At 63.0% G+C, this 24,207-nt stretch carries 19 protein-coding genes; 4 read left to right on the top strand and 15 right to left on the bottom strand.

Annotated features, from left to right (window positions below; translation table 11 throughout):
• The first annotated feature begins 368 nt into the window (after positions 1-368).
• A complete protein-coding gene (locus BOX37_RS13230; protein WP_156910383.1) occupies positions 369-1,010 on the top strand; it encodes a TetR/AcrR family transcriptional regulator in 642 nt (213 codons plus the stop codon).
• Between the two features lie 988 nt (positions 1,011-1,998).
• On the opposite strand, the gene BOX37_RS13225 is transcribed toward BOX37_RS13230, so the two are convergent.
• The 7 genes from BOX37_RS13225 to BOX37_RS13195 form a co-directional block, all read right to left on the bottom strand.
• On the bottom strand, positions 1,999-2,763 hold the full coding sequence (locus BOX37_RS13225) for an SDR family NAD(P)-dependent oxidoreductase (RefSeq protein ID WP_071927909.1): 765 nt from the start codon (positions 2,761-2,763) through the stop codon (positions 1,999-2,001).
• A gap of 507 nt (positions 2,764-3,270) precedes the next feature.
• Positions 3,271-4,029: an enoyl-CoA hydratase/isomerase family protein gene (locus tag BOX37_RS13220; protein WP_071927908.1), complete on the bottom strand. Its 759-nt coding sequence runs from the start codon at positions 4,027-4,029 to the stop codon at positions 3,271-3,273.
• 470 nt (positions 4,030-4,499) lie between these two features.
• On the bottom strand, positions 4,500-5,705 hold the full coding sequence (locus tag BOX37_RS13215; protein ID WP_071931461.1) for a flavin reductase: 1,206 nt from the start codon (positions 5,703-5,705) through the stop codon (positions 4,500-4,502).
• 282 nt (positions 5,706-5,987) lie between these two features.
• Positions 5,988-7,211, bottom strand: a complete 1,224-nt coding sequence (locus tag BOX37_RS13210; protein ID WP_167659932.1) for an acyl-CoA dehydrogenase family protein — start codon at positions 7,209-7,211, stop codon at positions 5,988-5,990.
• Positions 7,212-7,267: 56 nt separating this feature from the next.
• Entirely contained in the window at positions 7,268-8,071 is an 804-nt protein-coding gene (locus tag BOX37_RS13205; protein WP_071927906.1) for an enoyl-CoA hydratase/isomerase family protein, read from the bottom strand.
• Positions 8,072-8,164: 93 nt separating this feature from the next.
• The gene (locus BOX37_RS13200) at positions 8,165-9,406 is read right to left on the bottom strand and encodes an acyl-CoA dehydrogenase family protein (protein ID WP_071927905.1); all 1,242 of its coding nucleotides are present in this window, start codon (positions 9,404-9,406) and stop codon (positions 8,165-8,167) included.
• Positions 9,407-9,460: 54 nt separating this feature from the next.
• Complete coding sequence (locus BOX37_RS13195; RefSeq protein ID WP_071927904.1) at positions 9,461-10,579, bottom strand: acyl-CoA dehydrogenase family protein; 1,119 nt, start codon at positions 10,577-10,579, stop codon at positions 9,461-9,463.
• A gap of 187 nt (positions 10,580-10,766) precedes the next feature.
• On the opposite strand from BOX37_RS13195, the gene BOX37_RS13190 reads away from it, so the two are divergent.
• Entirely contained in the window at positions 10,767-13,196 is a 2,430-nt protein-coding gene (locus BOX37_RS13190) for a CaiB/BaiF CoA-transferase family protein (protein WP_167659931.1), read from the top strand.
• Between the two features lie 170 nt (positions 13,197-13,366).
• A protein-coding gene (locus BOX37_RS33285; RefSeq protein ID WP_206045820.1) for an IS5 family transposase occupies positions 13,367-14,189 on the top strand; the annotation gives its coding sequence in 2 pieces (ribosomal slippage) (positions 13,367-13,714 and positions 13,716-14,189; 822 coding nt in all).
• A 43-nt stretch (positions 14,190-14,232) separates the two neighbouring features.
• Here the strand turns inward: BOX37_RS33285 and BOX37_RS13175 are convergent.
• The 8 genes from BOX37_RS13175 to BOX37_RS13140 form a co-directional block, all read right to left on the bottom strand.
• Complete coding sequence (locus BOX37_RS13175; RefSeq protein ID WP_206045819.1) at positions 14,233-14,997, bottom strand: NADPH-dependent F420 reductase; 765 nt, start codon at positions 14,995-14,997, stop codon at positions 14,233-14,235.
• Positions 14,997-15,917 carry a TIGR03619 family F420-dependent LLM class oxidoreductase gene (locus BOX37_RS13170; RefSeq protein WP_071927902.1) on the bottom strand — a complete coding sequence of 307 codons (921 nt, stop codon included), beginning with the start codon at positions 15,915-15,917 and terminating at the stop codon, positions 14,997-14,999. Before BOX37_RS13170 ends, BOX37_RS13175 begins: the two co-directional genes overlap by 1 nt.
• 819 nt (positions 15,918-16,736) lie before the next feature.
• The gene (locus BOX37_RS13165; RefSeq protein WP_240505331.1) at positions 16,737-18,401 is read right to left on the bottom strand and encodes a long-chain-fatty-acid--CoA ligase; all 1,665 of its coding nucleotides are present in this window, start codon (positions 18,399-18,401) and stop codon (positions 16,737-16,739) included.
• Between the two features lie 115 nt (positions 18,402-18,516).
• On the bottom strand, positions 18,517-19,281 hold the full coding sequence (locus tag BOX37_RS13160; protein ID WP_167659930.1) for an acetoacetate decarboxylase family protein: 765 nt from the start codon (positions 19,279-19,281) through the stop codon (positions 18,517-18,519).
• A 216-nt stretch (positions 19,282-19,497) separates the two neighbouring features.
• Complete coding sequence (locus tag BOX37_RS13155; protein ID WP_206045888.1) at positions 19,498-20,961, bottom strand: aldehyde dehydrogenase; 1,464 nt, start codon at positions 20,959-20,961, stop codon at positions 19,498-19,500.
• Positions 20,962-21,143: 182 nt separating this feature from the next.
• Positions 21,144-21,587, bottom strand: a complete 444-nt coding sequence (locus tag BOX37_RS13150; RefSeq protein ID WP_071927900.1) for a VOC family protein — start codon at positions 21,585-21,587, stop codon at positions 21,144-21,146.
• 70 nt (positions 21,588-21,657) lie between these two features.
• Positions 21,658-22,047 carry a Zn-ribbon domain-containing OB-fold protein gene (locus BOX37_RS36115; RefSeq protein ID WP_167659929.1) on the bottom strand — a complete coding sequence of 130 codons (390 nt, stop codon included), beginning with the start codon at positions 22,045-22,047 and terminating at the stop codon, positions 21,658-21,660.
• A gap of 4 nt (positions 22,048-22,051) precedes the next feature.
• Positions 22,052-23,209, bottom strand: coding sequence for a thiolase family protein (locus BOX37_RS13140; protein WP_071927898.1), 1,158 nt, complete (start codon positions 23,207-23,209; stop codon positions 22,052-22,054).
• A gap of 148 nt (positions 23,210-23,357) precedes the next feature.
• Between BOX37_RS13140 and BOX37_RS13135 the strand changes: the two genes are divergently transcribed.
• The gene (locus BOX37_RS13135) at positions 23,358-24,173 is read left to right on the top strand and encodes a crotonase/enoyl-CoA hydratase family protein (protein WP_071927897.1); all 816 of its coding nucleotides are present in this window, start codon (positions 23,358-23,360) and stop codon (positions 24,171-24,173) included.
• Positions 24,174-24,207 lie beyond the last annotated feature (34 nt).

The raw sequence follows: 24,207 nt of genomic DNA, 5'->3' as shown, positions 1-24,207 counted from the left end.
TCGCCGCATCTCCGTTCAGGTCATCACTTTTGAATCGCACGATGACGACGGATCAACTTGATGAACTGCTCCGACATACTCGCCGCGCCGACCCCTGCAGCGCTAACATGCCTCGCACAATCCTGTCGCCAAACGATCGAACGGCGCGACAACCTCCCGAGCTCAGCTCGATTACTCGAACCCAGTGAATGGGAAGCGGGGTCCGCTCCGTCGCGGGGTCGGTTTCGGACAACAGGGCTCGTCTGGTCGCGCGGTAGCTCCCGCAGCCTACCGGGCGTTCGATAGGTTGAGCCTTTGACGAAGATGCGCGGGCGTATAGAGTCTCTAGTGACCGCTCGCTAGTGGTCGCGACGCCAAACAGGAGACGCGTGGAGGGCACCGATATGGCCGCTGGAGATGCCACACTCAGCCAGTACGACTGGCACACCTACCCCGACGTACCCCTCACCCCCATCCTTACAGTCGCCCTGAACTCCTTCCAGGAACTCGGCTACCACGGCACCACAGTCCGGGCCATCGCAGCCGGGGCGAACCTCACCATGCCAACCCTCTACTACCACTACGGCAACAAAGAGGGAATCCTGTTCGCCCTGCTCGACATCGCCCTCGACGACTTCTACACCCACATCGACCTATGCCTCGCCGACGCCGACGACAACCCCCTGCACAGGTTCGAGAACTACATCACCACCGTCGCCTTGCACTACACCCACCGCCGAGACCTCGCCATGCTCCACGATGAGTACCGATTCCTCGGCGACACCCTCCGTGAAAAATACCTCACCAAACGAAACCTCGTACAAACCAAACTCGAAGACCTACTCCAAGACGGCATCACCGCAGGCATCTTCGACGACAAAGACCCCCACTTCACCGCCCGCGTCCTCCTCGGCATGCTCGGCGGAATCCTCGACTGGTACAACACCAACGGACCGCTCACCCCCACCGAAATCGCCGACCGCTACACCCACTACGCAGTCCGCCTCGTCACCAAACACACCGAAGCGTAGGGCTGAGCTTCGCCAGGCCCGTCGCGAGCCCGGCAAAAGTCAGCCCGGTTGTTGTCGTGCGGATACACGAATTGCGCTCGGAGGTCGCCCCGGCTAGTCCTCGACCACCGGCTGAGGTTTGCGCGAAGCCGCGTGCGCGCGCCACCGTCGTCCAGCGCAATTTCTGGCGCGTGGGTCACGGTGGGTCGACGCCGGTGACCTTTCCGCGCCTTGCAGGAGTACGACCACGGCGGCGTGCCCTGCGCAGCGCAGCCGCGACCCGGGTCCGAATGAGCTTGGCCGCGGTGGCCCGGGGTCGGGGCGACAATGAGGACAGCGCGAACTCCAGGTTTGCGAGGTTGGTCGCAGAGTTGTCAGCGAAGGCCGCCAGGAGCATCGGGGTGGTATCCACGCAGCAGCGATCGCAAATTCATTGCCGGCTTTGGTGCTCCGCCAGACCGCGTCCCGTTGGGCACGCAAGTCGGCGATGGACTGGATGGGGTCGCTGTCCGTATGGGCCGGTGTAGGTGGCATCGACGCACAGAATGTTGGCCGCGGCCATCGGGGGCGTTCACAGTAGCGAGCGACGGCCATCGGGTTAATCGCGTAGACCGGCCGACCGATGGCGCGGGTCGTGGTGCAACCATCGGCCCGCATGGGATTTCGCTCGCGACCGGGATCGGGATCGGGATCGTCCGTGATCCGCTTCTTCGATGCCAGGGTGCCGTCGTGTTCGACGATGCCGCACGAGACCTGTCCTTCTCAGAGAATGAAGTTCGCGTCTACGAGGTGTCAGCCGTGCGGACGGGCTCCGACCACGATCATTGAAACGCCTGGCAGTGGCTCCGTGCCAGGAGCCGCCGAACGACAGCAGTTCAGGGAGTGCGATTCGGCCGCGACGCCACGCAATGCCTTGTCGGAGAGGCCGAGACCTCGGATCCGAGCGTCCGTGGCCCCGGTTCCCGCGCCCACGAAAAGATGGCGGGGATGCACGAACCAGATGGCCGGATCAGACGACGCTGTAGCCGCCGTCGACCATGAGGGTGCTACCGGTCATGTATGAGGAGGCTTCGGTCGCCAGGAAGATCAGCGCGGAATCCATCTCATCCTGACGCCCGAACCGTCCGAAGATACTGTTCTGTTCAACCATCTCCGAGAGCGGCCCCATCGATTCGCCGGTCATCTCTGTCTCGACGTAGCCCGGGCACAGTGCATTGACCCGGATCCCGCGTCGCCTCGACCACTGACTCGCGAGATCGCGTGTCAGGCCGAGGACGCCGGCCTTGCTCGCCGAGTACGCCGCCGACGGGAATCGTGAGGCCGTCACGCCGTGCAGGCTGGCGATATTGACAATTGCGGAACCGGGAGCCATCACATCGGCCGCGGCCTGAGCCATCCAGTACGTTCCCATGAGGTTTACATCGACGATGTTGCGGAAATGATCCGGTGACTCCTTGTGGCTGGGCATCGACCCGCCGAGACCGGCGTTGTTGATGAGGATATCGAGTGATCCGAACCTATCGACGGTGGCTCTCACCAATTCCTTGCACTGATCCGGACCTGTCACGTCCATCACGACGGGATGAGCAGCGATTCCCTCAGAGTTCAGGACACCACACAGTTCGTCGAGGCGCTTCTCTCTCCTCGCGGCGACGACGACCGACGCCCCGACCGAGCCGATGGCGAGTGCGAAGCCCAGTCCGAGACCGGAGCTGGCTCCGGTGACGATGGCGACCTTGCCGTCCGCGCGAAATCGCTCCAGATACTGGTTCATACAACCCAACCTTATCGATGAATATGCGGGTGAATGCACCGACCCGTGGGGTGGCAATCACCCGGACTGTTGTCCTGTGGTGCTGAGTGCGAGTGGCGCCGAGGACTGCACCGGAGGTACCGCGGCGCTACCCTACCAATCTAACGATCGATAGATATACGAAATTGCGAGATCGGTCTATCAGGAGGCACGACCGGTGAACCGGCCCTCGTCGGCAAACCCGCGGGGCATCCTGCACGATCCCCCTCCGGCTGCATCGCAGGCGCGTCGATCCAGCAATTGCTGCCTTGTCCGACTTCGGCCCTCGCTCATGGAGGACGTGCTCGCCGACTGCGTCGTGCAGGTGGGGAGCAGGCACTCGACATTGCACGTACGGCCCTGGCTGCCGTCCTGCCTGAAAAAATGCCGACCACGACCATCGCCGGCAGGCGGCGCATTTCGCGGCCCAAGGCGAGGATTCGAAGACGAGATCGTGCCGGGTCGGCGACCGCCTCTTCGCCGGGGATGTCACTTTCTGAAGCGGGTGAAGTGAGACGACGGATCGTAGGTCGGGTCACCCTGATTCACCTTAATGAACTGCTCCAGGACGCTCGCTCGGGACGACTCCTCGAGACCCTGGAAGAGCAGTCTCTTCGTAGTCCGCAGCGCCCAGGGCGAGTTCGCGGCCAGCGTTTTGGCCAACTGCGCGGTGAATTCGTACACTTCATCGTCGGGAACGACGTGATTGACCAATCTCATCTGGAGCGCTTCGGCCGCCTCGTACAGCGAGCCCGAGTAGAGCACCTCGGCGGCAACAGACCAGCCGACGAGACGGGGAAGCAGCCACGTTGCGGCGCCGGTGTCCGTGATGGTTCCCAGTTTCACGCCCGGATGCCCGAGCCGGGCGCTCGTGGCACAAACTCGAAGATCCGCCTGTAATGCCAGCTCGAAACCGTAGCCGACCGCCGCACCGTTGATCATGGCGATTACGGGCTGGCGCATCGCGGTTAGCGTCCACAGACCGGCCGCATCGGTGATTGAACCGCTCGCCGGCGGCGCGTTGTTGGTAAGAAAGGTATCGTCGCCGGACAAATCTGCGCCTGCGCAGAAGGCGCGACCCGCCCCCGTAATGACAACAACATGCACGTCGTCGCGAGCCGACATTTCCTCTGCGGCTGCATTGATCTCGCGGATGCGTTCGAACGTGACGGGGTTCAGGCGGTCCGGATCGTTGAGAGTGAGCCAGCCGATCTGACCTTCAACCTTGCTCAGTACGAAGTCGCCCATTGGCGCGATCCCTTCTCTTGCGTGTCGTCGTTGCGGGCGGCTTCTCTCCCTGGGCTCGACGGGGATCCCACAAGTACTCCTCGGGCTTGGCACACCCCGAGAGAGCGTATATATAGCGCTCGATATGTCTGCATCAAGACTACAGCCCATCGAGCAATCGGGCGATACGACCCCACCGCGCCCCGACCACCTTCGCCGACCTTCGACGACGTGTAAGCGACCCTGCAGCCGAAACGCTGAGGACAGACTGACTCGCGACCCGAAAGGGTGGCGTGCGCCACTGCGCCATACGCCCACGATGCAGCGCCACCGCGAGAGCCGACGAAGTGGCCGCTTCGCCGCGCCGGATTTCGTCGACAACTCGCCTCACATGTCCCGACGCCAACCGCACGCCGATATCCGCGCGCAAGGCACAATGTTTACGTACACCGAGCCGCTCAACCCTTACCGACCTGACCGCTCGGCACCTCTTACCGATCGGACGCGTCAGGCTCTATGGGTCGGGGAAAATCGTCAGGCAAACTGCCGCCGAGCAGCGCCGTGCACCGACGTGAGGCCTCGAGGAGACGCTGAATGCAAAAGCGCACGGTCTCGTTGGACATGACGGTCTGCAAGCCGTACAGACCCATCTGCACGACGCGACCGTCCGCCAAGAAGATCGGGACACTCAGCGAGCGGACGTCATAGGCCTCGTCCGGGGTGTCGAGAGAAGGCTGATCCAACATAGTCTTGCGGACCTCGCTCAGCGCACCCAGCAAGGTGGGATCCGCGAGCTCACTGCGGCGGTTGTCGATCGCTTCTTCCATCGCCGCATAAGGCATCTCGCCCCGGCCAATCACGTACCCGCGGCGACGCACCAGGCTCAGCACGTCGTGCCACTGGCTCGGCCCATCGCCGGACTCGGAATCGATAGATGCTGCCCACCGCTTGACGTCGCTGTTGTCGCCCCAAGCCGCCAGCGTCGTGCCGATGGGCGCCAGATAGGGCAAACGCCGACCCACGCGGGTAGGGGCGCCCGCTTGTGGCGATGCCTGGGATCCCGCCCCGGCCAGCACGATGAACTCGTCGCGCGTGTGCGCTGCCAGGTTGCACTCGGTTCCACACTCATCGGCGACACTCTCGAGCTCCGCCCGCACCGCCTCCACGACCGGAAGGAATCCGGCGAGCGCCGACTCGGACGCGGCCAACGACGAGTGGAGAAAACGTCCGTAACCGCCACGGAAGAACAGCAGCGGCAAGTCCCTGGAGGCCGTTTCCAGCGCATTCACGCGTCCGACGACGAGGAAGTGATCCCCCAGCGTCTGCACATCATCCACTTCGCAGTCGATCCATGCCACTGCTCCATCGACAATTGGAGAACCGCCCGGCGAGGGGTGCCAGGTGACTCCGTCGAACTTGTCAGCGGCCTTGGACGCGAAGACGCGGCAGAGCGCTTCGTGGTCAGCACCGAGTATGTTGACGCAAAACCGCCCTTGTGCCTGGATCTTCGGCCATGTCTTGGACCCGATGCTCGGATAGAACGCTACGAGTGGCGGTTCGAGGGAGACGGACGAGAACGATCCGATGGTCAGCGCAGCCGGAGACTCACCGGGGATGACCGCCGTAACGACAACAACGCCCGTGGGATACTGGCCGAGCACCTGCCGAAATTGCTCCGGCGTGAATGATTGCGTCATGAGGGCACCGACCCCATCAGCGCGCGCGTGTTCCTTCGCGTACGGCCCCGACCGGAGTACGTGGCGCCCTGAGCGCATTGCACACCCTTCTTCACTTTGCTCATCGATCAGCTGTCCAATCCTTCCACCGCGGCCGATACTGGTCCGCCTTCGGGAGCTTCGCGTTCTAGCGGTCGGTAGATGCAGCCCCACGCCCCGGGCCGACCCGCGTCCGAGCACTCTCGTTCAGCGAGGGCGCCGAGCGGGCCGCCGCCGCCGAACGATCCACTCGAGTCACTTGGCTCACGATGTGCGTGACGACCCCGTTTGTGCCTCCGCGAGCAGCACCGGGGCCAGGTTCGCGGTCTGATGAGGGCTGAGCATGAGATGGTTCAAAGCGACCGCAGTGTCTCTGGTCAACCGAGCAAAAACATTGTCCCTCGGGATGGCGTCCGAACCAGCCCAGACCGAAGCAGTCGACACGATGTCCCGGAGCACACGATGAGCGTAATGATCAGCCTGCTGCACCCGCGCCGTGTGCTGCTCGGTGACCCGCCCCTGAAGGGCAGCCTGCCAAATCTGCTGATACGCACTCAGCAGGAATGCGCGAGCACTCTGATACAGCGAGTCGATCCGGACGAAATCGCTCTGGAACACTCCGTTCTCGTCCAAGGCAGCGACCTCGCCGCGCCGACGGCCCTTCGCCGACTTGGCCACCTCCTCGATGGCCCGCTTGGCAACGCCGAGAGCAACAGATGAGTGGTGCAGGTGCACGAGAGGCAGGAAGCCTTGGCCGAACACCGGGTCGGAAATCCGCTCGCCCGGGGCTACTGACAGCCACTTTTCTTCCAGCACGTGCTCTTTGACCCGGTAGTGACCTGATCCGGTTCCCTGAAGCCCCGCCGGGTCCCAATTGCCAAGCCACTCGATGTTGCTGGGGTCGATGTAGGAGTTGACCACGACCGGCTTGCCGTCTTCGCCGATGACCTCTTCTCCATTGCTGTCAAGGAGATACAGCATGCTGGCCACGCGATCGACGTGTTGGGTGCCGGATCCGAATGGCATTGGCTCGGACACGACGAGGTAGCCCCCGTCCACAGGACGTGCGGTTCCGGGAACCTTGCCGAACGCGAAACCGCACGCGATCCGATCGGCGTCGTCACCGATGATCAAGCGGTACGAGCTTTCGGGAAGCAGGAGGCCTGGGAACAACGTACCCACCGTGTGAATGGCAAAGGTCCAGCCAGCCGAGGCGTCTTGACGCGAAATCTCCTCAGCGACCGTCAGATAGGACGCACTGTCGAGCCCCTCACCGCCAAGCCGAGTAGGAATGAGCAGCCTGTAGAGGCCGGCGTCCTTCCATGCCTGTACAACCTTGCGCGTTACGAGCTTGTCCTCGGTGCCTCGAGCAACTTCCGACTCGACGAGCGGAGCGAGGGATCGGGCGACCGAAACCCACTTGTCGACGATCTCAGGATCTGACAGCCCTCGTTCAACAGCGACTGGTGCTTCATTGTGAATCGTCATGCTTGCGACCTCCATGGCCTGTTGGGAGTTGAGCAAAGTAGTGGGAACGGCCAACTTCACGTGCCTGTGTAAACACCGGGGCGCTTCTCCATGAATGCCGTCGCGGCCTCGACGAAGTCGCGTGACGACATCGTCATGCCCTCGAGCTGCAGGCTCAGCTCCAAAACCTGTCCGGCGCGCTGGCCGAGAAGTCGATTCAACGCCGCCTTGGTTCCCTGGACGGCAAGGGGCGGAAGGGAGGCAATTTTGATTGCGAGCTCCTGAGCACGGGGAATAACGTCCTCGGGACTGTCGACCAGATCTGTCACCAGGCCGAACGCATACCCTTCTTCCGCAGTGATTGGATCACCCGTTAGCAGGTGCCGCTTGGCACGCAGGATGCCCGCGGAGATCGGCCAGACGACCGCACCGCCATCTCCCGCGACGAGGCCGATCTTGACGTGCGGATCAGCCAGCTTCGCTTGGCGCCATGCGACCACGATGTCGGTCGCGAAAGCGACGTTCGCGCCAAGCCCCATGGCAGCACCCTGGATAGCCGTGACGATGGGAAGCGGGAAAGACAAGAGCTCATTCATCAGCTCAAGGCCTTCGGAGACAGCTTTAGCTCGAGCGCCGAAGTCCTCAGCCACCTCGCGCACCTTCCCGACGTCGCCCCCGGCGGAGAATGCCTTGCCCTCTGCGGCCAGGATCACGACGCGGATACCGTCCTCGGCCCGACGCAAGTACTGGAGAACCTCGACGAACTCCGCGTGCTGCGGCACGTCGAACCGGTTCATCTCGTTCGGCCGCGTGAAGGTAACCGTTGCCACCGCGCCGTCTCGCGAGAGACGCATCGTCTCGAGCTGGTCGCCATACTTCATCGAGCCACTCACTTTCACTAGCGTTCGCTACACACATGATGCCGGTCACATTCATTCCCGTCAACTACGGTTCTGCACCGACTGGCTGCTGGGTCAGCTGGCTGCTGACTTCTTGATGTCTTTGAACGCCACCCCGCGGTCAGGCGCATGCCCGCGTGGCAAGCCCAGCAGCCGCTCACTGATGATGTTGCGCTGGATCTGATCCGAACCGCCACCTACTGAGTTGATGAACGCGTTCATGACCTCCCGGTTCACAGACTCGCCCGCCCGGTGGCTCGACCCGTACATCATGGCCTCAGGCCCCAGCATCTGTGCCTTGTACCGACCGGTCGCATGCAAAATCCGCGAGGAGGCAAGCTTGCCCAGCGCAGCCGCCGCAACCGGGCTGCTGCCGCCCTCGCCAGACATCAATCTCTCGTTGTTCCAACGGTGGACGAGTCGCCAGGTGTGCAGCTGAGCGATGGCCTGACGGACAGCCGAATCATCGGCTCGCCCTGCGTTGCGCGCCGCATCGATCAAATCTGCCGAGCCCTCGCTGCTGACCATGCCGGAGCGATCCAGCTCTTCGGCCCTGACGCCGGGTCGATTGCCGGCCTCGAGGTAGGCACCCAACCACTCGCGCTCTGCTGCCAAAACCTCCTGCAGCACGGACCAACCGCCGTTGACCTCACCGACGATGTTCTCTACGGGCACGCGAACGTCCGTCAGGAAGACTTCACTGAACTCCGAGTCACCCGTGATCTGTTTGATCGGTCTGATGTCGACGCCGGACTGCCGCATCGGGAGAATGAAGAAGCTGATGCCCTGGTGCTTGGGAACGTTCTCGTCGGTACGAGCCAGCAGCACGCCCCACGTGGATTCGGCCGCCGACGACGACCACACCTTCTGCCCGTTGACGACCCAATGATCCCCGACGAGGGTGGCTTTAGTCTGCAGACTGGCAAGATCCGATCCGGCGCCGGGCTCGCTATAGAGAGCCACGCCGTGATCTGCCTCGCCGGCCAGCAGATCGCGCAAGAAGGTCTCCCGCAGCTGAGCCCCACCAAACCGTGCCACGGCCATACCGACCATGCGGACCCAGCCGTGCACCGCGCTGATGCCTAGGTCTTGGCAGGATCGCGGGGCTCCGACCGCCTCGAACTCCGCGCCGACCACCTGGGCAAGCGCCGTGCCCAGTCCGCGCCCGTAGGCGTTCTCGGGGAAGGTGGGCACCGCCCACCCGGCCAGCACGACGTCGAGACGCCACTGATGATCGTCGACGCCCTTCCAGTGCTCGGAGAGCCAGGTACGGACCTCGTGGCGGAGCTTGTCGGATGCTGCTGCGTCTTTCCTCATGCTGAATACTCCTGTGTGCGATGGTAAGCGGTGGCCGGTCGAGCCCAGGCCGGGTCAGACTCCGAGAGCCTTCGCCACCTGCTCTCGATGAGAGTCAGAGTTGCCGAGGAAGAGAGCCATCGACTTGGCTCGCTTGAAGTACAGATGCGGGGCCATCTCCCACGTGAAGCCCATCCCGCCATGCACCTGGATGTTCTGGTGCGACGCCAGCTCGAACACGTCCGAGCAGTACGCCTGCACCAGGGGGGAGATCTCGTCGAGGTCCAGACCCTCATGACCGCTCGCTGCGGCTAGACCGACCTGCATGGCCGACCGCGCAGACTCAACCTCCAGCATGACGTCGGCCAGCATGTGCTTGATCGCTTGGAACGCTCCGATCGGCTGGCCGAACTGGATGCGTGTCTTTGCGTAATCAACGGCCATGTCCAGCGAGGCCTGGGCGCCGCCTACCTGCTCAGCAGCGAGCGCGATCCCGGCCAGTTTGAGAACACGGCCCAGGATCGACCATCCAGAGTTCTCGGCTCCGAGAAGCCTCGCCGGTGCATCGTGGAACGTGACCGTCGCGAGCTTGCGCGTCTGATCGAGGGTCTCCTCGAGATGCGCGGACACGCCAGCAGACTCCCGATCGACGATGAACAACGAGATCTCGCCAGACGTGCGGGCCGCGACGACGAAGAAGTCAGCCACGTGGCCGTCGAGCACGTAGAACTTCTGGCCGGTCAGCTCGTAGCCGGCTGCGACCTTCTTCGCCTCCATCGTGACGCCGGCCTCGTCCCAGCGACCTGACGCCTCGACGAATGCGACCGATCCGATGGCCTCGCCCGATGCGACTCGCGGGAGATATTCCTTTTGGGCCGACTCATCAGCACTTTCCACCAGACATGTCGCAGCCAGCACGACCGTGGAGAAGTATGGCCCGCAGAACAGTGCTCTGCCCATCTCTTCCAGAACCACGCCGAGCTCGACCCAGGTGTAACCCGACCCACCGAACTCCTCGGGCACGACAAGGCCCTGCAGCTCCTGTCCAGCAGCAAGCTGTCGCCACAGCACCGGGTCATATCCTTCGTCTGTCGCCATGAGCCGGCGAACTTCCGACTCAGAGGAATGTTGAGCGAACAGACCCTTCATCGACGCTCGCAGGCTCACGTGATCTTCGCTGAAAACTGCAACCATTTGTCCTCCTCGGGCACCCGTGAGCGCCCCGCCAACCTGCTCTTATCCGACAGTAGCGGCCGGTATCATCAGTGTCGATCTAGCGATCGATATGAGATTGTATATAGCGCTCGCTCTAGACTGTTATAGCATCAAAGTGACTGTACTCAGTCAGCGCCTCTCACAATCCTTACGATGGAGTCCTCGCATGACTAGCAAGATGGAAGATCTGCCCTTGGCTGGAGTTCGCGTGGTCGAGCTCACCGATGGTCTGCTCGACATGACTGGTCGCATCCTTGGAGACTTCGGTGCCGATGTCATCAAGGTCGAGTCATCCGATACCACCCGCTTGTCCGTAACGGGACGGAAATCGGAGCCGAACCTGCAGTTCCTGGTCGAGAACTTCAACAAGACAAGCGTCGCGCTGGAGTCTTCAAATCTCGCCGACGACGAGCGCTTCTCCACCCTGCTTGCATCAGCTGACATCTTCATCCAGGCAGGACACAGGTACGCGGACCATCCCATCGAGGCCGAGGGGCTGCTGGCGCTCTACCCTCATCTGGTCGTGCTGTCGGTCAGCGACTTCGGCAGCACGGGGCCGTACAGCGACTTCGTAGCCACCGACGCGGTCCACCTCGCGATGGGCAGCCAGCTCAGCCGATCCGGTGCTTGGCCACGTGAGCCCGCCACCATCCCCTTCGACCTGGCGTATCACTCGAGTGCCGCCCAGGCAGCGTGGGCAGTTTTGTCGGCTTACTACCAGCGGTTGGTGCGAGGTCACGGCGACCACATAGACTTCTCAGTGTTCGAGGCCGCGATCGAGGTCGTCGATCCGCCCTTCGGAACCGCAGGAACCGCGTCTGCTGGAACGAAGACCGCCGGGGCGCCGACTGACCCGTACAGTTCAGAATGGGGCCGACCGCAGTCGAAGCCCTACCCCATCTACCCGTGCGCCGACGGGTTCGTCAGGTGCCTGGTCCTTGCGCCCGGTCAGTGGAAGGCGATGTACGGTTGGCTGGGCGAACCCGAGGTCTTCAGCGATCCCAAGTACCAGACCATTCTCGGCCGGGATCAAGAGAAGGACGCTTTGGAGCGCGCCTACATCGAGCTGTTCCGGCACCGGACGAAGGCCGACCTCGCGGTAGAGGGTCAGACCCGCGGTATCCCGATTGCTCCGGTACTCAGCCTCGCGGAGGTAGCTGCGGAACGCCACTTCGCGCAACGGGGCGCCTTCGTCAAGGCCGAGCTCGAAGATGACATTCAAGCCCTAATTCCTTCGGGATTCGTGGAGATCGACGGCGAGCGGATCGGATTCCGCCACCGCGCGCCCCGCCCGGGCGAACACAACCAATCGCTGGGCGCCGTTGTGAACTCCAGCGAGGAGACTGCGCCTCGTGCTGAGAATGCGCCACAGACGCTGGCCGGCGGAGCAGCCCCGCTTCCACTGACAGGCGTCAGGGTCATCGACTTCGGAAGCATCGTCTTCGGAGCCGAAGTCGGTCGGCTTTTCGCCGACCTCGGCGCCGACGTCATCAAGATCGAGAACAACGCCTTCCCGGACAAGTACCGCGGTGGCAGCGAACCGGGGTCGCTCATCGCCAAGAACTTCGCTCTTGGCAACCGGGGCCGCAGGAGCTTCGGGGTCGACACCCGGGCACCTGAGGGACGCGACTTGGTCAAGCAGCTCGCCGTTTCGGCTGACGTTGTCGTCTCCAACTTCAAGCCCGGCACCCTCGAGCGCATGGGCCTCGGCTACGCGGAACTCGCGGCGGTCAACCCTCAGATCGTATGGATGTCAGCGAGTGGATTCGGCGACACCGGCGACTGGGCGTCGTGGCTCGCTTACGGCCCCGGCGTCAGAAGCGCGGCCGGTTTGACTTCCTTGTGGCGGTACCCGGACGATCCCAGCGGCTTCGGCGACACCACGACGGTCTACCCCGACCATGCAGCAGCACGCATCGCAAGCGTGGCTATCCTCTCGGCCCTCATCCGGCGCCGGAATCACGGCAACGGTGCAGACATCCGCGTTTCTCAGGCGGAGGTGGTGATCAATCAGCTGTCGCACGAGTTCGCCCGGGAAGCAGTCGGACTCGACCTGACCCGAGCCCCAGGTGCCCCCTGGGGCGCCTTCCAGAGCGCCGGAGAGGACGACTGGTGCGTGATCTGCGTTCGCGACGACGCTGACTGGGCCAATTTCTGCTCAGCCATTGGCCATCCCGCATGGTCCGCCGATCCGATGTTCTCCGACGCCGAAGCGCGAATGGCAAACTGCGAGCAGTTGAACGCGCACATCAACCGATGGACCACGGACCGCTCCCCCGTCGAGATCATGGAGCTGCTCCAGTCCCATGGCGTTCCAGCCGGCGTCATGAATCGTCCGCCCGAGCTGCTGGACAACCCGCAACTCGTCGCACGGGACTATCTCGGGCAGCAGGTGCAGCCCGGTTTCGACGAGCCACTCAACACAGTCCGTCGTCCGTTCCTCTCACGACACATCAACATCCCTGCCATCCAGGAATCCCCCTCCATGGGCCGCGACACTCTTGTCATCTGCGCGGAGCTACTGGCGCTGGGGACTGCCGAGGTCGAGCGCATGGTGGGACAGGGCGTCCTGCAGCCACCTACTTCGGACTTCTGACGACGACAACTGACTGGGTCCACCTTCGGATTGCCGAGGTGGACCCAGTCAGTTCCATCGAAGCGCGCTCTTGGCACGACGGTTGTATTTCGTTGTGCTAGAGGATGTCTCATGTCGTAGGCAGTAGTCGCGGCATGGGCGAAATCGGCTGTCGTACATGATGTTCGGTCGTGACCGACAAACTGTCGTTGCGTTTGGTGCCCGATGAGCTCTGGGAGCTCGTCGAGCCACTGCTACCGGTGTTCACCCCACGACGCCAAGGTGGCGGTACCGCACCCACCGATGAGCGGGCCGTGTTCACCGCAGTCGCCTATGTGTTGACCAGCGGATGTGTGTGGCGGATGCTGCCGCCCTCGTTCGGGGTCACTGTCCCGACCGCGCACCGCCGGTTCACCGCCTGGACCGAGGCAGGTCTACGGCGGCGCCTACAGTGCGCCGTGCTCGATGAGCTCGGCAGCGAGGGTTTGCTCGACTGGCCGCGCGTCTTGGTCGATGGTGCGTCGGTTCGAGCAAAGAGGCGGCCCGATGACCGAGCCGAATCCGGTCGATCGGGGCAAGTCGGGCTCGAAACTGCACGTACTGTCGGACCGGACGGGGACACCGTTGACCGTCGCGGTCTCGGCGGCCAACACACCTGACGCCGCCGCCCTGCGACCGTTGGTGCGAGCCATCCCAGCGATCCGTTCCCAGCGCGGTCCGCGTCGACGGAAGCCGGGAAAGTTGCACGCAGACAAGGCATATGACCACCACGAACTGCGGCACTGGGTGCGGGATCGAGGCATCGGCGTCCGAATCGCTCGCAAAGGAATCGAGTCGAGTCAACACCTCGGCAGGCACCGCTGGGTCATCGAACGCACCATCGCCTGGCTCGGCGGCTATCACCGGCTCTCGATCCGCTACGACCGCAAGGAGACTCACTACTGTGGGTTCCTCACCCTGGCAGCGACGTTGACCTGCTACAAGAAATTGGCGAAAGCCCGATCTGCGACATGAGACACGCGCTTAGCTCTCGGGACCTGGTCGGGGTAGCGATTGACTACATGTAGATGACCCGGTTGAACTCGACAAGCCAGTCGCCGAACCGATCGCCGGTCTTGGTATAGCTGTGCGTCTTCTCGATGAGCAGCGCCATGCTGAGATCACGTATCCGCGGGACACTCGTCTTGTCGGCGGCGGCAAGCGCGGCTGGCATCTCCTCGCGCGTCAGATCGGTGCAATACACCGGCGACGCCGGCTGCTGGCGCCACGAGTCCTCAATGGAACCTGCGTCAAAAGCGTCGAATCCAGTTTCCTCGACCAGACGCATAGCGACGTCGCGTCCGACGGCGTCGTCTCCCGCAACCGGAATGGCGATCCGGTTTTCCGTTCCCGACGGTGTCGCCTTCGTTGCGAACGACTGCGCAGTGATCGCGTTCCATGCCTTCACGACAGGACGTCCGAGAACTTCGGACACCCACCCGCTCTCAACCTGTCCTGCATCGACTACGGGAACGTTCCCGTCACGGTGCGGATAATAGTTCGACGTATCGATGATTATCGCCTTGGCCGAGAGGACTTCAATCAACGCCACAATTCCGGGCATTTTGTTGAACGGGATCGAGGTAATCAGCACGTCGACGTCGGCCGCGACCTCATTCGCCTCGACCCGTCGCGCACCGAACTCACACAGCGACGAGTCAATGGTCTCGGGCCCGCGGGAATTCGCTACTTTCACATCGTGCCCGGCCTGGCTCAGCCTCCTCGTCACCGTGGACCCGATTGAGCCAGCACCCAAGATCCCGATACGCATCCGCGAAGTCATCACGCGACCGTAGGTGCGTAATTTGCCAGCTGAGGGGCCAATGCGCCCAGCTCCTGGATGAACTTGCGCTTCTCGGCTCCGCTGATGAGTGCCGGGATCATGAACACGACCCGGTCCGGCTTCATGGCGGCGTACTGCTCGACGAACTCGAGGCGACCGAAGTTGATCGTGACGTCCACCGTCCGGCCCTGGCTTGCCGCACGTTCGCGCAGCTCGGTGATTCGGTCGCCCAGCTGGTCGAAGGTGCTGTCGGTATGACCAGGGAACCACCCGTCTGCATGGCTGAGCACGCGGTCCAGAACTGTGGGCCCCATGCCACCCATCAGGATCTGCGGATGAGGCTTACTGATCGGCTTCGGCCAGCTGAAGACCGGGTCGAAGTCGACGTGCTCGCCGTGGAACTCCGCTTGATCCTCGGACCAGATCTGCTTCATGGCATCGACCCGCTCGAGCATCAAGTCGGTTCGGGTCTTGAGCACCACCCCGTGGTTCTCCAGCTCGCCGCGGTTCCACCCCGCACCGGCGCCGACCCCGAAAATCAACCGACCATTTGTAAAATGGTCGATGGTTGCCAATTGCTTGGCGAGGAACAACGGCTCGCGCTGAACGACGAGGCAAATTCCCGTGCCCAGATTGAGGATGGACGTCACAGCACCCATCGCCGCAATGGTGGTTAGCTGATCGTAGTTTCGGTAATACTCGCGAGGCAGGTGGCCAGGCGACACCTTGAATCGCTCTTCGCGTTCCTCGCCACCGCCGTACTCGGCCTTCTTCTCGGTAGCTATCGCCCCTCCCACCGGCACGTGCGAGTGGTCCGGCAACCACAACGACTCGATACCGCTGTCTTCGACAAGCCGAGCCATATCCAAAGGGCTGATGCCGCACTCGTCGGTGTTCATCGACATAACGCCGGTCTTCATACCACGTTCTCCTTAACGAAGGGGCCGATCACAAGCAGATCGAACAAATCGCTTCTTGTTGTCCTAGTGCCCCGTGTCGCGTGACCCACGACACGGGGCCAAGCTCAAGGCAACTTTAGTGACCCAGACCACTTTCGTCAATAGCTTACGCTAGATAGATAGGGCTTCAGAATCGCGTCAGATGCGAAGACACGTCATACGCCTGACGGCCTTGGTCACCTTGACGACTTGCCGCATGACGCCGACGCAAGCTGTCTCTTGCAAAGCCTGAATCATGAGTGCCTCGGTCACCTGAGCTCCCACGACAAGCTGCGATGGCGCCTACGAGGTCGATCGCGAATTCACATAGCCCACCATCAGGCCCGACGTGGTTGACCAGAGTCCGCTCGGCGCTGCGCAGCGGCGATGGAGAGGATCTCCGCAGCGACTCCCCAGTCCACCAGGCGCGATAGCAGCCCCGCGATGTCGGTGATGGTGCCCAGCTTGACCGCGGCGTGACCCCATGATCGGGGTCATTGAGACGGTCCAGCCGTAGGCCCTCCACTGCGGCCTGTACAAAGCTGTCCATTCAGATGAACTTCTACCCTTGCATCCACCACCGAGCGGTCGCCTCACTGGGAGATCGGCCTACCGGCCGAGCCGCTATCAACGATAGATAGCGAGCAGACCGTGTCGACTGCCGAGAGCGCAGCGACACGCCCGCGACTCGATCCGCATCGTGTCGCGGAACCCGCCGCTCTGAAAGGTGCCCCCATGGCAATGGCCCCATACCACTTCGCGCGGTGTGGGGCCAAAGATCTTCGGCGGGTCGACCAGCAGTCAGTGTCGCTCGTCGAACTGTGCGCGCAGGATCTTCTTGTCAAACTTGCCTGTCGTCGTCCGCAGGATCTCGTCGACGATCTCGAAATGTTCCGGCACCCACCAGCGTGCCACGCGTTCCATCAGGAACGTCTTCAAGTCGGACTCCGTAGCCGGAGCTCCCAACACCACGAACGCCAGGGGTCGCTCGCCCCATCGCTGATCAGCCACCCCAATGACGGCAGCCTCGCGAACCGCGGGATGCGCAAGCAGCTCAACTTCAAGGTCCTGAGACGAGATCCATTCGCCTCCGGACTTGATCACATCCTTGGCGCGATCGGTGATCCGTAGCTGCCCCGTGGAATCGACCGTGCCCACATCGCCCGTGCGGAGCCAACCGTCGTGAATCGCTGCCGCAGTCGCGGCGTCGGACTTGAAATAGCCGCTCGCGACTGCTGGGCCACGTACTTCGAGGGCGCCCACCGCTACGCCGTCGTTCGGCATGACCGTACCGTCGACGTCCACCAGTCGCAGCTCGTACAACGGGGAAACTCGGCCCGCCGTCTTGCGGCGCGTGCCTCCGTCGGTCCGCGCGGCGCTCATGGACCCGCGATCAACCGTCGCGCCCGGAAATATCTCGGTCATCCCCCAGCCTTCGATCACGTCAGCATCGAAGCGGGTCTTGTACGCCTCGATCAGGCTTTCAGCCACCGCCGTCCCTCCGCACAGGATGGTGTCGAGCGAAGACAGATCGTGGCTGCGACCTGCATCAGCGGCTTCATCCATGTACTGCAGCAGATCGAGCCACAGAGTCGGAACACCCGCTGACCAGGTCGCCCGCTGGTCGGCGATCAATCGAGCCAGGGGACCCGGCTTCAGGTGCCTTCCCGGCATGACGATGTCACTTCCGACGAGGCCGCAGATGAACGGAAGACCCCAACCCATCGCGTGGAACAGCGGCACGAGCGCAAGTACCCGATCTCGGCTGGTGATTCCGTAAACATCGGCGCCCGACATCGCCAAAGCGTGCAGAATAATCGACCGGTGAGAGTACAGCACCCCCTTGGGGTCGCCGGTCGTGCCGGACGTGTAACAAAGCGCAGCTGCAGACCGCTCATCGAGGTGCGGCCACTCGAAGTTGGGGTCCTCACGCTCCAGCAACGTCTCATAGTCGAGGGCGCTCGGCAGCTCCGGAGCCGGGTTGCTGAAGTCATCGATCACAATGACCTCTCTGACCGACTCCAGACCGGGCAGCACCTCGGCGAACTGGCCAGACAACGAGCTCTCGACCAGCACGACGACGTCCTCGGCGTGGTCGACCGTGTAGGCAAGCTGGTCGCCGTGCAGACGCAGGTTCATGGTGTGCAGCACTGCACCCATGCTCATGACGGCCAGGTACACCTCGAGATGCTGCGCGTTGTTCCAGGCCAGGCTCCCGACACGGTCGCCCGGTCGCACCCCGAGTCGTTGCAAGGCATGCGCTAGCCGGCCGGCTCTAGCGACGACATCTCGAAAATCCCGTTCGGCGCACGCACCGGTGTCAGGGTCGATGAGAGTGAAGACCTTCTTGCCGCCCCAGATACCCTCCATCCGGCGGAGGACGTGCTGGACGGTGAGCGGGAAGTCCATCATCAGACCGGGGTAGGGGGATCCCTGTCTAGGGCTGGTCGGCTGCATCACGTCCATGATCTCACCAACACCTCCTGGATAGTGGTTCTGTTTCAAATCGAGCAGCGGCCGGCCAGAGATCGAGATCTGCAGGCCGCCTGATCAGCGTTGGCGTGGTACGTCAGCGACGTGCTCAGACCGTCCCAGCCAAGCCGTTCTCATGCTGATCGAGGGCGTTGTGCGCGCTCCAGTCGTCCAGTCGGCCGTAGTGGAACGGCAGGAACTCCTCCTTAGGGATCACGGCCTGGAGGTAGCTGTCACCCACCGGTCGAGGCTGACCCATCTCGGATGTGGCGTACGAGGCGCTGAGCACTTCGAGGACGGGGAACTCGTCGAGGGGATCATGAGCAGTCCCGCCCAGGACGACCGAGCCGGTCCCCGGTCGAACCTGCGGGCTGCGGACCTCGACCTCCTGCGCGAGCAGGAGTGCGTCGTCCTGTAGGCCACCTCCCAGAGCTAGCGTGGCCTTCACCGAGTACAGTACGCCGTTGCCCGCGGCCGGTCCGGTGTCTTCGCCAGCATCCACGTGTAGCGTCATCAGCCGAGTACCCATCCGATCCACCGTGCCGACGAACGAGTTCTGCGTGCGGAACAGATCGATCGAGGCCATCTTCTTGGGCTCGCCGAATCCCTCACGCCCGATCAGAAGGGCGGGATCGTAGCCGTCGATGAACATCGCCAGAATGTACTCGCCCTCGATACCATTATGGACCGAGTCGACGTACAGGCCTGCCATCGTGAAAGCGCCGCAGTAGTTCGTAACCCAGCGAGTGACCCGCACCACGACCCGGCCGGAACCGGTAGGCATCAGCGGCGCGGGCAGCACCGTAGCGATCACGTCGGGATCGCTACGGAAAGCTACCTCGATGCGCTCGCCAGTGAGTCGCTTGTTGGCCAAGGTGGCGTTGATGCGGTCGATGCTCTCGGCTGACTGTCGGAAACTCACTGTGGAGCCCCTTCTCTTAGATGTCATGGCGTCAAATGATCACATTCGCTCAACCACGGGGACACGACGATTCGCACTTTCTAGCGCTCGCTAGCTTGAAGTATGCCGCAGCTCCCAAAGTGCGTCAAGGAGCACAGCGCGTGGTTCAGCCTCGGGCGAGCTAAGGAATCAGCGCATGACGAACGGGTCGGCCGTCGGCGCGCCGGTGTTGATCCAGACCGTCTTCGTCTCGAGGTATTCATCGATAGCGGAGATACCGTTCTCCCTGCCGATGCCCGAGTCCTTGACACCGCCGAATGGTGCCATGAAGCTGACCGCCCGGTAGACGTTGACCCATACGGTGCCGGCCTGGATCTGCTCGCTCATCCGAAAGGCGCGTGAGATATCACTGGTCCACACGCCCGCACCAAGTCCGAAGCGTGAATCGTTGGCAATGCGTATGGCTTCCTGCTCATCTTCGAAGGGGATGACAGCGAGCACCGGACCGAAGACCTCTTCCTGCGCGATGCGCATGCTGTTGTCGACTCCCGTGAAGATGGTGGGCTCGACGAACCAGCCGTTGCCGCACTCAGGTCGGTCGGCAGGTCGACCACCGACCGCAACCGTCGCACCTTCCTCAATCGCCACATCAATGTAGTCGAGCACCTTCTGGTACTGGGGACGTGTCGTGACCGGCCCTACCTGAGTGCCCGGATCCATCGGATCACCCATGCGAGCGGTTCGGCTCATGTCGACGATGCGCCGCACGACCTCGTCGTGGACTGAGGACTGGACCAAGAGGCGCGATCCGGCGATACAGCTCTGCCCCGTGGCAGCAAAAATGCCAGACACGACCCCGTTCACGGCAGCGTCCAGGTCCGCGTCGTCAAAGACGATATTCGGTGACTTGCCGCCCAGCTCGAGGGTCGAACGCTTCAGCTGACGTGCTGCCTGTGCGCCGATATGCCGTCCTGTTCTGTCCGAGCCGGTGAACCCGACCTTCCGCACCAGGGGATGGTCGATCAACGGAGAGCCAACCTCCGCCCCGAAGCCCGTCACGACATTGACGACGCCCGGCGGAAGCCCTGCCTCCTCCATCACCTTGACGAGTTGAATGGTCGAGGCGGAGGTGAATTCCGATGGCTTGATCACCACGGTGCAGCCAGTCGCCAGCGCTGGGGCCAGCTTCCACATCAAGAGCATGAGTGGTGAGTTCCATGGGGTGATGATGGCCACGACACCGAGCGGTTCGCGACGCGTGAAGGTGAAGTAGCCGGGTTTGTCGAGCGGGATGACGGTGCCCTCGACCTTGTCTGCCAATCCTCCGTAGTACCGAAGCCACTCGGGCAAATAGGCGACCTGGCCCCGCATCTCGGCGAGCAGCTTGCCGTTGTCACGGACCTCGAGCTCTGCCAGCAGATCCACGTTGGCGGCGATCCCATCGGCGACCCGGCTCAGCACCCGGCCCCGCGCGGTCGGGGTCAAGGAGCCCCAATCACCTCGGGTGAACGCGTGGTGCGCAGCCGTGACTGCGGCATCGACATCGTCGGCCGTACCGCGAGCAATCTTGGCCCACGGTTCGCCTCGAAACGGGTCTTCGGTCTCGAACCAGTCGCCTGAGCTGGACAGCCGGTCCTTGCCATCGACATGCATCGCAAATTGTTGCACTGGTGCTCCTTTGAGCGAGTAGTCGTGCGCTGAACTGGGAACGGTCAGCGCCACTCGATCCACGACCTTGTGTAGCCGATCGTCTTGATGCGCCCGATCAGGGGCTTGTCGTCGGTGAATGCCTTCTCACGATGGAGGACGCGATCAGCACGCCTCGGATGGTGTTGCTACTTCGACGAACGCCTCATCGCGTCCCCGAGGCTGTCGCCTTCGTACTCCAGGAGACACACCCGGATGCCATACAGGTCCTCGGCGGCGAAGATCGCTTCCTTCATGCCTCCCACGACGAACTGTCGAACCAGCCGCAGTCCACGCGCTGACAACTCTGCGATGGCCGCTTCGATGTCGTCGACCCGGAAGTGGACGTTGCGGAAACCCTCCTCCATGCCCTCGACCTCGACCAGCTCGAAAGTGCCGCTCGCATCGAGGGCCACTCGCATGCCTGACTGCGGTGCCCTCTCGTCAGGCATGACACCATCGGCCGCCTGGATGTCGAGCTTGGTGGTGTCCACGATGTCGAACTCGAGGCCGAGCACCTCGGAGAACCGGCGCACTCCTTCTTCGAGGTCCTCGACGACGACGCCGATGAACTCCAGGCGATCCATCTTCATCGCACTCACCTTTCACTGAACGACAAGTCCAACTTCTCGACGAATTGACACGAACTCGAGGCGCAGTGGCCTACCGCGGCACTGCTATGACGGGGAGAGACTCACCACCGTCGATCGACGCGAACTCGATCGTCACCATCTGCCCGACACAAAGCTCGAGACCTGCCGAGCCCTGAGCGTAGATCCACGGCCCCTCATCGAGCTGAACCATGGCGACCACATAAGCGGGCTTGGTGGACTCGCCGTCACGAAGGTGCGGCGTAGTCCAGGAAACAATCTCGCCCCGGCCCGCCGCCCCGGCCCAGGCGACTCGGTCGGACGAACAGTACGTGCAGCGACGCGCCTGGGGCGCGGACCACTCGTGACAGTCCCGACAGCGCAAGATGACCAGCTCACCCCGAGCGGCCGCGTCGAAGAAGGGCGCCGACCAGGTATCGCGTTGCAGTTGCAGGAGACTCATCAACTCACGCCCCATCAGCCAGGATCAAGGTGGAATGATCATCAAAGGTTCCGCCATTGCCGCTGACGAGAGCGAGGTCGTGGCGACCGACCTGGCGGTCTCCTGCCTGGCCGCGGACCTGCATCACCGCCTCGGACAGGGGGGTCATGCCCCACATGTAGTAGCCCGACAGGTGACCGCCGCCGGTGTTGATCGGCAGTCGCCCGCCAGGACCCGTTGCGCCCGAACGGAAGAACTCTCCCCCAGCACCCTTCTCGCAAAAGCCATAATCCTCGGCGCTCACCAGCGTCGTGAAGGTGAAGCAGTCGTAGAGCTCGGCCAGGGCGATGTCCTCGGGCTTCACGCCGGCCATCTGATAGGCCTGCCGTCCGGACTCGACCGCTCCGGTCGTCAGACCGAAACGGCTGCGACGATCCATCGGATAGTCCGGGTGCGACTGCCCCATGCCCTTGACCGTCACCAGCGGCTGCGCCAGATCTCGTGCTCGCTCGACCGAGGTCACTATGACTGCGATCGCGCCGTTGGAGACCAGGCAGCAATCGAACAACCGAAACGGATCAGAAATCATCCGAGAGCTCTGGTGATCATCGATGGTCATAGGTTTGCGCATCTGCGCGTGCGGGCTCAACTCGGCCCACGACCGGGCACTGACGGCCACCTCGGCCAGGTCGAGGCTCGTGGTGCCGTAGATCGCCATGTGGCGACGCGCCGCCAGGGCATACCCAGCGACCGCACCGCGGAGTCCGACCGCAACCGGCATAGCGGCCAGTCCGGTCAGCTCGTCGACTTTGCCCGCGTATCGGGCACCGGTAGTCAGGCCCTCGCTCAGCGGATCATCCGCGAAGACGCACGCGACCGTGTTCGCTGCTCCGGCAGCGATCGCCAGGCATGCCGTCTGAACCATCACGCCAGCTGACGAGCCGAACGCCTGGACATCTGCTGCGAGCCGCAGATCTCCCAGGCCGAGTCGCTTGGAAAGACGGAGGTTAACCCCACGCATGGCACCGGGGTTGACCAGCAGCCCATCGATATCTGACAGGCGCAAGCCTGCATCCTGACACGCTTTCGTCACAGCCTCGTCGGCGAAGTCCTCTGCCGATCGACCGTAGACCTTGCCCATCTGAGTCATCCCCAGACCGGCAATCGCACCTATGGCACTCATGTGGCACCTTCCGAACATCGAGCCTGCCAGCACCTTCGCCCGCAGGCAACGCCCCGACGCTAGTCGTCACCCTACATGGGGTCAATAGCGTACGATAGCTATACAAAAAATACTCAGGTTGTTGCCAGTCGCGGCGAGAGGATCAGACGTGGAGAGTCAGACAGAGTCGACCAGCGAACCAGTACTGCTGCAGGAGCGGCACGGGCACAAGCTCGTGCTCACCCTTAACCGTCCTGCTGCGATGAACGCCATGAACGCCGAGCTGTCCGGTGCGCTGGGCGACGCATTGGAGGAAGCAGAACACGATCCATCGGTCTGGGTCATCATCCTCACCGGGGCGGGCGACCGCTCCTTCTGCGCCGGGGTGGATCTGAAGGCGACCGCGCGTGGCGAGTCGACTCACGCATCGCAGGAGGCGTTCGACAAATGGCACTTCGGAGGATTCGTCAAGCACGTGGTCAGCAAGCCCATCATCGCTGCCGTCAACGGATTCGCGCTGGGAGGAGGTACCGAGATCGCGCTGGCGAGCGACCTGGTCGTCGCTGCCGACACCGCCACCTTCGGCTTGCCCGAGGTCAAGCGCGGGCTGCTGGCCGGTGCCGGTGGAACGTTCAGGCTGCCGCAACAGCTTCCCAAGAAGATCGCCATGGAGATCTTGCTGACCGGAGATCCCCTGAGCGCAGAGCGAGCTCGCGACCTCGGCCTGGTCAATCGCGTGGTAACGCGTGCGCGACTGGTTGAAGCTGCGCTGGAGCTCGCCGACCGCATCTGCGTCAACGCCCCGCTTTCGGTCCAGGCGACAAAGCGCATGGCTCTGGGTATCGATGGCGATTGGATCGCGGCGGACGAAGAACACTGGGAGCGCTCGAAGAGGGAGTTTGCAGAGCTTCGCAAAACCGCCGACTACCGCGAGGGACCACGCGCCTTCGCCGAGAAGCGCGAACCCAACTGGCAGGGCCAGTAACCGAACACGAAAGCGCCCCCCTGCGAAGCCGTCG

Source organism: Nocardia mangyaensis (assembly GCF_001886715.1).
Classification (GTDB): Bacteria; Actinomycetota; Actinomycetes; order Mycobacteriales; family Mycobacteriaceae; genus Nocardia; species Nocardia mangyaensis.
This window is presented reverse-complemented; position numbering and strand designations above follow the sequence as displayed.